Genomic DNA, 14732 nt, shown 5'->3' with positions numbered 1-14732 from the left:
CATCGCGTTTCAGCGACTTTTATAATTTAACATTTACCGTTAAATCTGTCAACAGCTTTTTTCTTTCGTTGCTGACGACGCTTATTAATTTACCATATTAATCATTTATTAGTCAACACTTTTTAAAAAAATGCCAAAATAATTTTATCTTGGCATGATATACAGCTTAATTATTACTAATGCAGCAACACCCGGCAGTCCCAATAAACTTGTTATTGTCGCTGTACCCACATTAATTGGAATATGAAAATCAAAATATGTTCCTATAACATTCACGATAAAGAGTAACCCTATTCCTAAAGTAATATGAAAAAGCACTTTCCCTATAAAACGTAACGGTTTAGATGAGACACCAAAAACAAGAAAAAGAAAAACAAGAGAAAGAATACCAACAATAATAATTGTAGAATTCATTTTTTCCTCCTTATGAATGACCTATACATATCTATTTGTATGGGACAAGACCATAAAAAAGAACAAGTATCATATAACTCCTGCTGGTTCACCTTACTAATCCTCGATCAGTATTATTTCCTTCCTCATACAAACCATCAATGATTCTTTCAAAACGAAGCAACTTCTCAGTTTTAACGAACAAAATAAAAAGCCCTGCTTAAAAAAGCAGAACCTTTTACCATTGTTCCATTTTTACAGGGCGACGCTTTGCTTCTTTCAATAAGAAGAAGTATTTTGCCTCTGCTATCTTCAAAGAACAAATTACATCTGGAGATGGCTCAACACTTTGTTCAACCATTCTCTTCTGACGCAACCATTCATTCTTTACCTTTTCTAATAGTACAATTAGTTTATCATCATACTCTTTACGCAATTTACCCTTTTTTTGAAAGAACATTTTTTGTTTCTCCTCTTATACTTCTCTGCGGCCTTCTAGCGCTTTTGACAGAGTTACTTCATCTGCATATTCCAAATCTCCACCAACTGGTAGACCATGTGCAATACGAGTTACTTTAATACCTGTCGGCTTTAAGAGGCGGGATATATACATCGCTGTAGCTTCCCCTTCAATGTTAGGGTTTGTTGCTAATATCACTTCTTGAACCGTTTCATCTTGCAGTCGCTTTAAGAGTTGCGGGATATTAATGTCTTCCGGTCCAATTCCCTCCATTGGAGAAATCGCACCACGTAACACATGATATACCCCTTGATACTCTTTCATTTTTTCCATCGCAATTACATCTTTCGGTTCTTGCACGACGCAAACGACCGATTGATCACGATGTGAATCATCACAAATATAGCAAGGATCGCGGTCAGTAATATGTCCGCATACAGAACAATACGCTAAATCTCGCTTCGCATTCACAAGCGCTTTCGCGAAACCTAGCACATCATCTTCTTTCATATCTAATACGAAAAATGCCAATCGAACCGCTGTTTTCGGTCCGATTCCTGGCAACTTCATAAAACTATCGATTAATTTTGATATTGGTTCTGGATAATGCATATATCAATATCCTCCTAGAACATTCCACCTGGTAAGTTTAAGCCTTTTGTAAATTTACCCATTGTAGAGTTTGAAAGTTCATCAGCCTTTTTAAGCGCGTCATTTGTTGCAGCTAGCACTAAATCTTGTAACATTTCGATATCTTCTGGATCTACAACTTCTTCTTTAATTTTCACTTCAAGAACTTGCTTATGACCATTTGCAATAACCGTAATCATTCCACCGCCAGCTGTGCCTTCAACTGTTTTTTCACCAAGCTCTTCTTGTGCTTTTGCCATATCCTTTTGCATTTTTTGCATTTGTTTCATCATGTTATTCATGTTTCCCATTCCGCCACGCATCATAATTAATTCCTCCTAATAATGATTATTCTTTTATTTCAATAAGTTCTTGTCCTACTAATTTTACTGCTTCTTCTATGAGAGGATCTTCTTTTTGCTCTGGGCCTTCTTCAGAATCCCCGCCTTCACGTTGTAAAAAGTCCTCACGAATTTTACCCCATTCACTTTTTGGGATAGCAATCATGTTTAACTTTTTACTTAACAATTCAAAGAGAATTTGTTCCAGCGTATCCATTGCTTCGCGATTTTCACTCGCCATTTTACAATGAATCTCATATTGAAATGCTAACACATAAGTATCATCTGAAGCCGCTACTGGCTCACTATTTTCTAATAAAACAGCAAATGCCACTTTGTTATATGATTTGAGTCTTCCTAACAACTCACCCCATACAGCTTTCAATTGTTCTAAATCTTGACGCTTCGCCTGCTTCAACACTTCATTTACACGTCCAACGGGAATTTTCATACTTCCTGTTCGTACTGGTTTCGGTGTTGCGCGCGTCTCTCTCACCTCAGGTTGTACACCAGCTGGTACACCATTCTTTTTAACTTGCTCTAATTCTTTCTCCAGTTGCTGCATCCTGTTCATGATTGCTTGTAAACGATCTGCACCGTTTGCTTGCATCATAAACTGCTGACACAGTTGTACCATCACAACTTCTAAGAAAATCCGTGGATGGTTTGTCCACTTCATCTCTTGTTGTCCCTTACTAAGGCTATGAATAATCTCATAGATTACTTCCGGCTGCATCTCTTCACTTAACATACGGAATTGATCATCTACAATTACTCGTTCCAACATATGTTCTAGTTGTGGTGAAGTTTGATATAAAAGCATATCACGATAGTAGTAAATGAAATCTTCCATAAAGCGAACTGGATCCTTCCCTTTACTCATCATCTCATCTATAATACGCAATGCTCTTGATACATCATTTTCACGTATACATTCTACTAGGTTACCTAAATATTGCTGAGAAACAGAGCCCGTTACAGCTAAAACATCTTCCGTCGTAACTGCATCATCACTATAAGATATAGCCTGATCGATAAGACTAAGTGCATCACGCATACCACCCTCGGCTGCACGCGCAACAATTTGTAACGCTTCCTCTTCTACTTGCGTACCCTCATTTGTCACAACCGTCGATAATCTCTCAACAATATCATTTACTGATATTTTTCGAAACTCAAATCGCTGACACCGTGAAATGATTGTAGGCGGGATTTTATGTGGTTCTGTTGTCGCTAAAATAAAGATAACATGTGCTGGCGGCTCTTCTAAAGTTTTTAAAAGCGCATTAAAGGCACCCATAGAAAGCATGTGGACTTCATCAATAATGTATACTTTATATTCTACAGCACTTGGAGCATATTTTACTTTATCTCTTATATCTCGAATTTCATCTACACCGTTATTTGAAGCCGCATCAATTTCTAATACATCTGAAATAGATCCTTGTGTAATTCCTAAACAAGAAGGACATTCATTACAAGGTTCAGCTACCGGAGCATGTTCACAGTTAATTGCTTTTGCAAATACTTTTGCAATCGTCGTTTTCCCTGTTCCCCTCGGACCAGAAAATAAATAAGCATGTGAAACTTTCTCTTGAAGAAGGGCATTTTGCAACGTTTTGGTCACGTGCTTTTGACCGACTACATCTTCGAACTTTTGCGGTCTCCATGTTCGGTATAACGCTTGGTATGACACGAAAATACGGCCTCCCTCAAAGGTTATTATCTTATATATTATAACCCATTCTGTTTATAGTTTCCAAAAGTTATTTTCCATACAAAAAACCCACCTTTGTATTAAGGTGAGTTTTGTATACATATATAACTGCCGTGCACCTTCTGTCGATTACGTACCATAAGCGTTACTTAAGCAGTTAGCTCGGTTCAGGCACTCCTGCGGCACACGAGAAGACCCGCTTATTGCTGCTTCCTTCCGGACCTGACAAGGTTCACGGGGTCCCGTTGCGCAGGACCCAAACGTCAACACCACTTACTTAAGGCAGGCCTTACAGCAACATAACCTCGAGAAGGGATTCGGCCTCGCTAGAGCGGATTGCGAGTATAGGGCACCGCTACCTCCCCGCTTAGCACGGCAAAGTTAAAACCAATATTCGGTTGCCTTCATTAAAGGCACTATCAGTATAACTTGTTTTTTTATAAAATGCAAATACGTTAATTCTCTTTGCTTCCCTCTAATTTTTTCATTGCTTTTCTTTTTTCACGAAGCTCTCTAAAAAAGTTTGTTAACAATGTACCGCATTCTTCTTCTAATACACCAGCTACTACTTCACATTGATGATTAAAGCGTTCATCCGTTAAAAGGTTCATTAGCGTCCCTGCACATCCACCCTTCGGATCACTTGCACCATATACAACTCGCTTCACTCGTGATAAAACAATTCCACCCGCACACATTGGACACGGCTCTAATGTTACATATAACGTTGCATCTTCTAAACGCCATGTCCCTAATTTTTTACAAGCCTCATCAATAGCTAACAACTCAGCATGGGCTATTGATCTTTGCTCAGTTTCCCTTAAATTATGAGCGACACTAATTACCTCACCATCTAACACTATAACTGCACCAATCGGTACTTCTTGTATTGCCTCTGCTTTTTTAGCCTCTTCTATTGCTAATTGCATAAAATGAATATCTTGATCTTGTTCCATAACATAGTCCTTTCGTTCTAAATAAAGTACACTTATTTCCATTTACTACACGTGGGATAACTTTTACAAATTCAATCCACCCTAAAGAAAAAAGAGAGGGGATTACATATGAAGAATACTGCCTTGCTCATTATCGATATGATTAATGACTTTCAGTTTTCGCATGGACCCATCCTAGCCAAAAAATGCGAAACTATAGCAAACCCTATTTTACAATTAAAGAAAACAATGAAATCCTTCGGCTATCCCGTAATTTATGTTAATGACCATTATCAACTTTGGAGATCTGATATTGATCAGCTTATTACTCATTGTACGAATACGTATAGCGAAAATATAATTCATAAAATTGCTCCAAGTTCTGATGATTACATTTTTATTAAACCACACTACTCTGCTTTTTATGAAACACCTTTGAATTCTTTATTAGGCTATTTAAAAATAGAAAATTTAATATTAACAGGAGTTGCCGGGAATATATGTATTCTCTTTACAGCCAATGATGCTCATATGAGAAATTATACATTATATGTACCACAAGATTGTATTGCCTCTAACAACGACCAAGATAATAAGCACGCTTTAAAAATAATGGAAACTACATTAAAAGCAAATATTGTATCGTCATCTCAAATGAAATTTAATTAATACATATCTATTTTCCAACTTTTTATATCAAATTAACCCGCTCCCCCCCCTCTTGTGCTACAATAATTCTGTTTTGTGTTTTAGTAGTCACGGTAAATCACTGATTGAAAGGAGGAAACAGCGTGACCGGAGTACCATTTATCACGGTTGAAGGACCAATTGGTGTTGGAAAAACTTCACTTGCGAAGGAAATTTCAACTCACATGCAACTCCACTTACTAAAAGAGATTGTTGATGAAAATCCCTTTTTAGGAAAATTCTATGAAGACATTGACGAATGGAGTTTTCAAACAGAGATGTTCTTTCTTTGTAATAGATACAAACAATTAGAAGACATTAACATAAAGTATTTGAATCAAAAGAAGCCAGTAGTAGCGGATTATCATATATTTAAAAACTTGATTTTTGCATCCCGTACACTAAAAGATTCCCGATATGACAAATACATGCAAATCTATCGTATCCTTACACAAGATATGCCTGTGCCAAACGTCATCGTTTATTTAACAGCTAGCTTGGAAACATTACAAAAGCGAATCGCAATGCGCGGAAGAGAATTCGAAAAAAATATGGATCCCAATTACTTGCTACAGCTTACAAAAGATTATGAAACAGCAATGGAGTCTTTTAAAAAGGACCATCCAGATATCCCGGTATTAAAATTTAACGGAGACGATATGGATTTTGTAAAAAATCCTGATGATTTAAACGTCATCCTATCTGCCCTTCAAAATACTCTCTTAAAGGAGTCGAAATAATAATGAATTTAAGGCAAAAATATGATATACCAAATGACGCAGTAATTACTATCGCTGGAACAGTAGGTGTCGGAAAATCAACAATGACAACTGCATTAGCTAACGCTTTAGGTTATCGCACATCATTTGAAAAAGTAGATTCCAATCCATATTTAGACAAGTTCTATGCTGATTTCACACGCTGGAGCTTTCACTTGCAAGTGTACTTTTTAGCAGAACGATTTAAAGAACAAAAGAGAATTTTTGAATACGGTGGCGGTTTTGTTCAAGATCGCTCTATCTATGAAGACACTGGAATTTTCGCAAAGATGCATCATGAAAAAGGTACAATGACGGAAACTGATTATGAAACATACAAAGGATTATTTGACGCCATGGTCATGACTCCTTACTTCCCTCATCCAGACTTACTAATTTACTTAGAAGGTTCTTTCGATGATATTGTTGACCGCATTCAAGAACGTGGACGCCCGATGGAACAACAAACACCAATTGAGTATTGGAAAGAGATGCATGAACGCTATGAAAACTGGATTAATAACTTTAATTCATGCCCTGTTTTGCGATTAAACATTAATGAATACGATATTTTAAAAGATGGCGATTCAATTGAACCAATCATTAAAAAAATTGCCCATTTTTTAAAACAATCACGTAAACTTGTAAAATAAAAAACCCGTGCATATGCACGGGTTTTCCTATTAAATTACTTTTTCTTTTTTGTTGGAGCAATAATTTCACTCTCAGGTTTTCCAGCATTAATACGCTGACGAACGGTACTTGTACTAATATCATACGTTTCAGCAATCTCTTTAACAGTCATTTCTTTCCCATTAATCACTGCTGTTAATACTTTCCCTGTACGTTTTGGAGCTGTCTCTTTTTCCACAGCTGTTTTTTCAACTTTGTTTTGCACCGCTACTTCTTTCACAGCTTGTTTTGCTTGTTTTACATCACAAGTGCAACCACAAAGTTTACGGAATGTATCATCACTTATAGTGCGAGATACATTTGCACCACTGTTTAAAATTCTATTGTTCTTACAAACAGGACATTGTACATAATATAAAGTTTTTCCATCTAAAGGAAACGTTTGTATAATAAGATCCATGTTAACTCCTTTCATATCTATGAAGATAATCATCGGAATATGAGTGTGTAATAAGGACAAAATCGCCTTACACCATACTTTATGATTGGTTTTAAAATAAAAACTCGTTACGTGTTGGTAACGAGTTCTCCAATCTCCACTTATATGCGCTGTTGTCAATTATATCTGGAGGAGGTAGAGGGATTCGAACCCCCGCGCGACTCTCGCCGCCTGTCGGTTTTCAAGACCGATCCCTTCAGCCAGACTTGGGTATACCTCCATATTGACATCCAATATAATATCAAAAGAAAAACAGTTAGTCAACCCTACTAAAATAAATTATAAGGAAGGGAAAATTTTACTTTTCCTTTCCTACATTCTAGTACTGACAACGCTCATAATTACCAATCACTCATACCGATGAATGTTTAAATTTTACTTAATAACTGTTTTTCCTCCCATATAAGGGCGAAGAACTTCTGGAATTATAATTGTACCATCTTCTTGTTGGTAGTTCTCTAAAATAGCTGCCACCGTACGTCCGATTGCAAGACCAGATCCATTTAATGTATGAACATGTTCTGGTTTTCCGTTTGGTTCACGACGGAAACGGATATTTGCACGTCTCGCTTGGAAAGCCTCAAAGTTACTACAAGAAGAAATTTCACGATATGTGCCGTAGCTTGGAATCCATACTTCAATATCGTATTTCTTCGCTGCTGTAAATCCTAAATCTCCTGTGCACATGCTCATAACGCGATATGGCAACTCTAATAATTGTAACACGCGTTCTGCATCATTTGTTAATTTTTCTAACTCTTCATAAGAATCTTCTGGTTTTACGAACTTCACAAGCTCCACTTTATTAAACTGATGCTGACGAATTAAACCACGTGTATCACGGCCTGCTGAACCTGCTTCAGAGCGGAAACATGAGCTAAATGCAGCATATCGTATAGGCAATTGCTCTTTATTTAAAATCTCATCGCGGTGCATATTCGTTACAGGTACTTCAGCTGTTGGAATTAAGAAGTAATCTTCACTTTCAATACGGAATGCATCTTCTTCAAATTTTGGAAGTTGCCCTGTTCCTGTCATACTCGCACGGTTTACCATATATGGAGGTAATACTTCTTCATAACCATGCTCGTCAGTATGAAGATCAAGCATAAAGCTAATTAAAGCACGCTCTAATCTTGCTCCAGCACCTTTGTAAAATACAAAGCGGCTTCCTGTTACTTTCCCAGCACGTTCAAAATCTAAAATTCCTAAATCAGTAGCAAGATCCCAATGTGGTTTTGGCTCAAAAGCAAATTCTTTTACTTCTCCCCAAGTACGTGCTACTACATTATCATCCTCTGTTTCACCAACTGGAGCAGACTCATGAGGAATATTTGGAATAGATAACATTAATCTTTCTAAGTCTTCTTCCACTGTGCGAAGTTCGTTATCAAGATTTTTTACTTTTTCTCCAACCTCGCGCATTTCTAGAATTAGGGCTTCCGCGTCTTTCTTTTCACGCTTTAATACTGAAATTTGTTGAGATACTTCGTTACGCTTACTTTTTAGTTCCTCTGTTTGAACAAGTAACTCTCTTCTTCTCGTATCCAGTTCTTCAAAGCGGCCAAAATCAGTTAAATCTTCGCCTCTATGCTGTAACTTTGCTTTTACTTCTTCAAAATTCGTACGTAAAAATTTAATATCAAGCATTCTATACTCCTCCTTTTATTTTATAAAACACAAAAAACTCCCGTCCCTATACAAAGGGACGGGAGTTAACCCGCGTTGCCACCCTAGTTGAAAGCATTACCGCTTTCCTCTCAAGTAGAAATAACGGCTCTTCACCGGGAATGCTTACTAATCATAAAGATATTCCGCATTCCATTCCAGGATGGATTCACAAACTGTTTCTATCGATTTCCACCAACCATCGACTCTCTATAAGAAACGACATTTGTTACTATTTCCTATCAACACGCTTATTTTATAAAATTGTTACCATCAATTTACTATAATCTTATACAAGTTGCAAGTTACTTATACAACTTTTTTCAATTTCTCTTCTTTTACCATTTCAACAAAGTATGCTGTTACACGATGATCGTCCGTTAATTCCGGATGGAAAGAAGCAGCTAAAAACGGCCCTTGCCTTACAGCTACCATTCGGTCACCATGCATAGAAAGTACTTCAACATCATCAGCTACATTTACAACATATGGAGCACGGATAAACACACCAACAAAGTCCTCGCCCACACCTTTAATTGAAAGCGCGGCTTCAAAGCTATCTTTTTGGCGTCCAAACGCATTGCGTTCAACTGTAATATCCATCGCACCAATATGTGCTTCTTCATAACCAATAAGTGTTTTTGCAAGAAGAATCATACCTGCACATGTACCAAACATTGGCTTACCAGATTTCGCAAATATACGAAGAGGTTCCATGAAAGCATACTTATCAATAAGACGACGCATTGTTGTACTCTCACCGCCTGGTAAAATAAGACCATCAATTTCTTCAAGTTGTTCTATACGTTTTACAACAACAGCTTCTGCACCACTTGCTTCAACTGATTTTACATGCTCACGAACTGCACCTTGAAGACCTAGTACACCGATTTTCACCATTTTAAAGATCTCCTTTAATTACCATCCACGCTCTTGCATGCGTTGTTCTGGTAATAACGTTGAAATTTCGACACCTTTCATTGCAGTACCTAATCCTTTAGAAAGGCTTGCAATTAGTTCGTAATCTTCATAATGAGTCGTTGCTTCAACGATTGCACGTGCAAATTTCTCTGGGTTCTCTGATTTGAAGATACCAGACCCAACAAATACACCATCAGCACCAAGTTGCATCATTAACGCTGCATCTGCTGGTGTTGCTACACCACCTGCTGCAAAGTTTACAACTGGCAGACGGCCAAGACGTTTGATTTCAAGTAGTACTTCATAAGGAGCACCAGTATTTTTTGCATATGTCATTAACTCATCTTCACGTAGACTTGCAACTTGACGGATTTCTGCATTGACTTGGCGCATATGACGCACTGCCTCTACAATGTTCCCTGTTCCCGGCTCACCTTTTGTACGAAGCATAGATGCACCTTCAGCAATACGACGTGCAGCTTCTCCGATATCACGGCAACCACATACAAACGGAACTGTGTAATCACGCTTATTTAAATGGTACACTTCATCAGCAGGAGTTAATACTTCACTCTCATCGATATAGTCTACCCCTAATGATTCTAATACACGTGCTTCTACAAGATGACCAATACGGCATTTTGCCATAACTGGAATTGATACTGCCCCCATAACTTCTTCAACAATTGTTGGATCCGCCATACGAGCAACGCCACCTGCTGCACGAATATCTGCTGGTACACGTTCTAATGCCATAACGGCAACCGCGCCTGCTTCTTCTGCAATCCTTGCTTGTTCAGCGTTAACTACGTCCATAATAACGCCGCCTTTTTGCATTTCTGCCATTCCACGTTTTACACGTTCTGTCCCTGTTACATTTGTCATGTACAAAAACCCCCCTAGGTGAATTGCTTTCCCCCGTTAAAGAAGAAAATTAAGAATACTCTTACATTCTACCACTAACTATCAGATGCTTGTCTACTACTTTTTCATAAAGTCGGTATGAAAAATAGGAATAAGAAAAAAGCTCCTACAACGAGGAGCTTTTAAAACCAACCTTTTACTGTATCAACAGCACTATTCCACATACCACTAAAGAAAGAACCAATTCCACGCATAGAACGAGTAAACCAGTTTGCTTTTTCTACTTCAGATTTTGTTACAAGATCTACTTGTAATGAATTACCAGATAAAAATCCAGGATCATTCGTATCTTTTGGTGTGATTACCATTTGACCAAGTGCAACACCCTTTTTAATAGGTGCTTCTTGTCCCTTATTTGATTCTTTTAATTCTATTTTATAAACATCTTTACTTCCCTTTGGTACTGGAAGTGAAACAGCTTGTTTTGTTTGAACTGCCACATCTTTATCTTTTGCATTTTCAACTCTTACTGTCTCGTTTCCTTTTACTGAAGAACCTTTGTCATACATTTTCTTCATTTCAAAGTTAGCAAAGCCATAATCATATAATTTCTTTGTCTCATCAAAGCGTGCTGTATGAGAATTTGTTTTAATAACTACAGAAATAAAACGCATTCCGTCTTTTTCAATCGTACCAGCAAAACAATCTCCTGCCTCTGGAGTTGATCCTGTTTTTAGGCCATCTACACCATCATATTCCTTGATTAAGCCTTTTAACATCCAGTTCCAGTTCGACATTTTAAAGTTCTCTTTTTCTGGACGGAAGAACTTTACTGGAGTTTTTGCTGTATCTAATACTTTTGGATAATCTTTAATTAGATGCTGTGCTAAAATTGCAACATCCTTCGCAGACATTTTATTTTCTTCGTCCGGCGATGTTCCTTCAGGATGCATTCCCTTTAAATCTTTGTTCGTTAAACCTGTCGAATTGACAAATTTATAATTTTTCAATCCTAGTTCTTTCGCTTTATCATTCATCATTTTTACGAAATCTACTTCTTTACCTGCAATTGCTTCTGCTAATGCAATTGTTGCGCCATTTGCAGAAAAAATTGCCATTGCTTCGTATAACTCTTTTACTGTATAAGATCCACCGTTTTCCAATGCCACATTTGATAATGAAGCATCTTGTGAAACTTTATATGCATATTCAGAAACCTTAATTTTTTGATCCCACTTAAGTTTCCCTTTATCCACTGCCTCATGAACTAAATATTCACTCATCATCTTCGTCATACTAGCAATTGATAATAATTCATCTGCATTCTTTTGATATACAATTTTCCCTGAATTTGCTTCCACCAAAATTGCTGCACCTGCTTCAATGTTTAACGCAGCTCCTGTTTCCGCTGATGCATTGCTATATGGTAACAACATGCTACAAGCTAGTGTAAGCACTGTTACTAATGCAATGAACCTTTTGCAAAACATACCTTTCACTTTTGCTACCCCCAATATCTATGTACTCACATAACCGTTATTCTAACATAATCAAAAAAAAATAGACAGAGATATCAAATCTCCGTCTATTTGTATATAAGACATTATAATGAGTAGTTTGGAGCCTCTTTTGTAATTTGCACATGATGAGGATGGCTTTCACGTAAACCAGCACCCGACATGCGAATGAATTGTGCATTCTCACGTAAGAATTCTAAATCCTGTGCTCCGCAATATCCCATACCTGCACGTAATCCACCAACTAATTGGTGAACTGTATCTGCTAAAGGTCCTTTATATGGTACTCGTCCTTCAATACCTTCTGGAACAAGTTTTTTGTTTCCTTCTTGGAAGTAACGATCTTTACTTCCTTTTTCCATTGCTCCGACAGAACCCATACCACGATATACTTTAAATTGACGACCTTGGTAAATTTCAGTTTCTCCAGGGCTTTCAGCAACACCAGCAAACATACTACCTAACATAACAACGTGTGCTCCTGCTGCTAAAGCTTTCACCATATCACCAGAGTACTTAACACCACCATCAGCAATAACTGGAATGCCGTGTTTACGTGCTTCGGTTGCACAGTCATAAACTGCTGTTAATTGTGGTACACCAACGCCAGCTACAACGCGTGTCGTACAAATAGAGCCTGGTCCAATACCAACTTTAACTACATTTGCACCAGCTTCAATTAATGCCTTTGTTGCTTCAGCAGTAGCAACATTACCAGCAATAATGTTTAGTGCTGGATATTTCGCACGAACTTCTTTTACCTTTTCAATAACACCTTTAGAATGCCCATGAGCTGTATCAAGAACGATTGCATCTACCTGTGCTTTTACTAATGCGTCGATACGAAGCATAGCATCAGCCGTTACACCAACAGCTGCTCCGACTAATAAGCGTCCTTGCTTATCCTTAGCAGAGTTTGGAAATTCAATTACTTTTTCAATATCTTTTATTGTAATAAGCCCTTGTAATACACCGTTATTATCAACAAGAGGGAGCTTTTCAATTTTATACTTTTGTAGGATCTTTTCAGCTTCTTCCAGTGTAGTACCAACTGGAGCTGTAATTAACTGTTCTTTTGTCATTACGTCAGAAATTTTGATTGAGTAGTCTTGGATGAAACGCATATCACGGTTTGTAATAATACCAACTAATTTTCGCTCATCTAAATTATTTACAACCGGTACGCCTGAGATACGATATTTTCCCATAAGATGTTCTGCATCATATACTTGATGTTCTGGAGTTAAGAAGAAAGGATCTGAAATAACGCCGCTTTCAGAGCGCTTTACTTTATCAACTTGCTCTGCCTGTTGCTCAATAGACATATTCTTATGAATAATTCCTAAACCGCCTTGGCGAGCCATTGCAATAGCCATGTCAGCTTCTGTTACTGTATCCATTCCTGCACTAATTAACGGGATGTTTAGCTGTAAGCTTTCAGATAAAACTGTTTTAACACTTACTTCTCTTGGTAATATATCTGACCTCGCTGGTACAAGTAATACATCATCAAAAGTCAAACCTTCTTTAACAAATTTAGATTCCCACATAATTGTTCCCCCCATGATACCAGAAATTATTATTAGTAGCTTATCAATTGGTTAAAATACTGTCAAGGAAGTATATATATGTTAGAATTTTTAGACAATAAAAGGAGCGTAATATATGCATCAATCACATTGTACTTGGCAGCAATTAAGTTTCTTCTTTTCATCTCAAAATGTACAACGTTATCTTGCCCGTTGTTATGAGAAATCCTCCATACAAGATGCCGAAAAAAAAAGTTTTGAAAATTGTTATCCCTTTATTTACTACCTAGAACATGGGAAAAATTATTATGAATTATATAAGGCAGCACCATTTTCTATTCAGCCAATGTTGTTATTTTATGGGATTAGTCAACTATTTAAAGCTTGCTTGTTAACTATTGACCCGAACTATCCAGAATCGACTACCGTTTTAGCTCATGGCGTTACAACTCGTAAACGAAAAAAACAGGGGTATCAATTTTTAGAAGATGAGGTGAAAATACAGAAGAATGGATTATTTACTCATGTTGCAGAACAACTGTTTCACATGAAACACTTAGAAGCAGAAAAATTTAATATGTTAGAGCTAATGGGAAATATTCCTGAATTACAAAATTTATTGCGCTATAGTCAAAAAGTATCAACTTTATATAAGATCGATTCAATAAATAAAAATGAACTCTCTTTTTCGGTAGATATATTAGATCGATTACATATGACTACAGAGAGGTTTTCACGTTACATTGAGTCAACTTGTAAGCATTTATCTATACGACATATCCCTAAAAAAACAAGTGAATCAAATATATTTTTTACTGCACCTATCGACTCGTGGAATCCTATATATAGCACCCCTTTTTACTATGAACAGCTTACTGATACTTATTATTTACCACTTACAACCAATCCTAGAAATCCTAAACCAGTATTGCCTGAGCTCCTTGTTCATTACTTATTGCTTTATAATTTAAGCATGATTTCTAGGTATGAAACAGATTGGTGGTATGACTTACTTGGAAGCTATGGTTCTGAAGATTATCCATTTATTTATCAATTTCTTAATATTTCTGCCCAAAAAATCCCTTACTATATTTCAGCATTTTTACTATCAGAATCTAATCTATTTCATGGGAAATAAAAAAACACAAGTCAAAAGACTTGTGTTTTAGCTTGCTTGGCG

General features: G+C 37.0%; 16 protein-coding genes, 1 tRNA gene, 1 other RNA gene and 1 other annotated feature. Of the genes, 4 read left to right on the top strand and 14 right to left on the bottom strand.

The window, feature by feature from the left end:
- Positions 1-144 precede the first annotated feature (144 nt).
- The 7 genes from COI75_RS16870 to tadA form a co-directional block, all read right to left on the bottom strand.
- Positions 145-414, bottom strand: a complete 270-nt coding sequence (locus tag COI75_RS16870) for a pro-sigmaK processing inhibitor BofA family protein (RefSeq protein ID WP_001089269.1) — start codon at positions 412-414, stop codon at positions 145-147.
- A 217-nt stretch (positions 415-631) separates the two neighbouring features.
- Positions 632-853 carry a YaaL family protein gene (locus COI75_RS16865; protein ID WP_000466018.1) on the bottom strand — a complete coding sequence of 74 codons (222 nt, stop codon included), beginning with the start codon at positions 851-853 and terminating at the stop codon, positions 632-634.
- 15 nt (positions 854-868) lie between these two features.
- Positions 869-1465 carry a recombination protein RecR gene (gene recR / locus COI75_RS16860; protein WP_000559165.1) on the bottom strand — a complete coding sequence of 199 codons (597 nt, stop codon included), beginning with the start codon at positions 1463-1465 and terminating at the stop codon, positions 869-871.
- A 14-nt stretch (positions 1466-1479) separates the two neighbouring features.
- Positions 1480-1806 (bottom strand): YbaB/EbfC family nucleoid-associated protein, encoded by a 327-nt coding sequence (locus tag COI75_RS16855; protein ID WP_170956690.1) that lies wholly within the window; start codon positions 1804-1806, stop codon positions 1480-1482.
- A gap of 25 nt (positions 1807-1831) precedes the next feature.
- The gene (dnaX, locus tag COI75_RS16850; RefSeq protein WP_000121553.1) at positions 1832-3520 is read right to left on the bottom strand and encodes a DNA polymerase III subunit gamma/tau; all 1689 of its coding nucleotides are present in this window, start codon (positions 3518-3520) and stop codon (positions 1832-1834) included.
- A gap of 132 nt (positions 3521-3652) precedes the next feature.
- Positions 3653-3917, bottom strand: an RNA gene (ffs, locus tag COI75_RS16845) — signal recognition particle sRNA large type.
- Between the two features lie 79 nt (positions 3918-3996).
- Positions 3997-4497: a tRNA adenosine(34) deaminase TadA gene (tadA, locus tag COI75_RS16840; RefSeq protein WP_002096151.1), complete on the bottom strand. Its 501-nt coding sequence runs from the start codon at positions 4495-4497 to the stop codon at positions 3997-3999.
- 108 nt (positions 4498-4605) lie between these two features.
- Between tadA and COI75_RS16830 the strand changes: the two genes are divergently transcribed.
- The 3 genes from COI75_RS16830 to COI75_RS16820 all read left to right on the top strand — a co-directional run bounded on the left by COI75_RS16830 (position 4606) and on the right by COI75_RS16820 (position 6574).
- Positions 4606-5145, top strand: coding sequence for an isochorismatase family cysteine hydrolase (locus tag COI75_RS16830; protein ID WP_000798722.1), 540 nt, complete (start codon positions 4606-4608; stop codon positions 5143-5145).
- A gap of 122 nt (positions 5146-5267) precedes the next feature.
- A complete protein-coding gene (locus COI75_RS16825; RefSeq protein ID WP_000148214.1) occupies positions 5268-5903 on the top strand; it encodes a deoxynucleoside kinase in 636 nt (211 codons plus the stop codon).
- A 2-nt stretch (positions 5904-5905) separates the two neighbouring features.
- Positions 5906-6574 carry a deoxynucleoside kinase gene (locus COI75_RS16820; RefSeq protein ID WP_001053581.1) on the top strand — a complete coding sequence of 223 codons (669 nt, stop codon included), beginning with the start codon at positions 5906-5908 and terminating at the stop codon, positions 6572-6574.
- A gap of 35 nt (positions 6575-6609) precedes the next feature.
- Here the strand turns inward: COI75_RS16820 and COI75_RS16815 are convergent, their stop codons facing one another.
- From COI75_RS16815 to guaB, 7 genes are all read right to left on the bottom strand, one after another.
- Positions 6610-7014, bottom strand: a complete 405-nt coding sequence (locus tag COI75_RS16815; RefSeq protein ID WP_000364211.1) for a DUF3797 domain-containing protein — start codon at positions 7012-7014, stop codon at positions 6610-6612.
- A 166-nt stretch (positions 7015-7180) separates the two neighbouring features.
- Positions 7181-7273 (bottom strand) — tRNA-Ser (locus COI75_RS16810).
- A gap of 155 nt (positions 7274-7428) precedes the next feature.
- Complete coding sequence (gene serS / locus COI75_RS16805) at positions 7429-8703, bottom strand: serine--tRNA ligase (protein WP_000884189.1); 1275 nt, start codon at positions 8701-8703, stop codon at positions 7429-7431.
- 51 nt (positions 8704-8754) lie between these two features.
- Positions 8755-8976 (bottom strand) — a binding site (T-box leader).
- Between the two features lie 54 nt (positions 8977-9030).
- On the bottom strand, positions 9031-9621 hold the full coding sequence (pdxT, locus tag COI75_RS16800; protein WP_000238779.1) for a pyridoxal 5'-phosphate synthase glutaminase subunit PdxT: 591 nt from the start codon (positions 9619-9621) through the stop codon (positions 9031-9033).
- An 18-nt stretch (positions 9622-9639) separates the two neighbouring features.
- Positions 9640-10527: a pyridoxal 5'-phosphate synthase lyase subunit PdxS gene (pdxS, locus tag COI75_RS16795; protein WP_000186167.1), complete on the bottom strand. Its 888-nt coding sequence runs from the start codon at positions 10525-10527 to the stop codon at positions 9640-9642.
- Between the two features lie 161 nt (positions 10528-10688).
- Positions 10689-11996: a serine hydrolase gene (locus COI75_RS16790; protein WP_141530839.1), complete on the bottom strand. Its 1308-nt coding sequence runs from the start codon at positions 11994-11996 to the stop codon at positions 10689-10691.
- Positions 11997-12109: 113 nt separating this feature from the next.
- A complete protein-coding gene (gene guaB, locus COI75_RS16785; RefSeq protein WP_000264086.1) occupies positions 12110-13573 on the bottom strand; it encodes an IMP dehydrogenase in 1464 nt (487 codons plus the stop codon).
- Positions 13574-13688: 115 nt separating this feature from the next.
- Here guaB and COI75_RS16780 point away from each other — a divergent pair, with 115 nt between their 5' ends.
- The gene (locus COI75_RS16780; protein ID WP_000554243.1) at positions 13689-14690 is read left to right on the top strand and encodes a YaaC family protein; all 1002 of its coding nucleotides are present in this window, start codon (positions 13689-13691) and stop codon (positions 14688-14690) included.
- Positions 14691-14732 lie beyond the last annotated feature (42 nt).

It is taken from the genome of Bacillus cereus (genome assembly GCF_002564555.1).
In the GTDB taxonomy this organism is placed as follows: Bacteria; Bacillota; Bacilli; order Bacillales; family Bacillaceae_G; genus Bacillus_A; species Bacillus_A cereus_K.
Note: the sequence above shows the minus strand (reverse complement) of the source record. Positions and strands in the feature narration are given on the sequence as shown.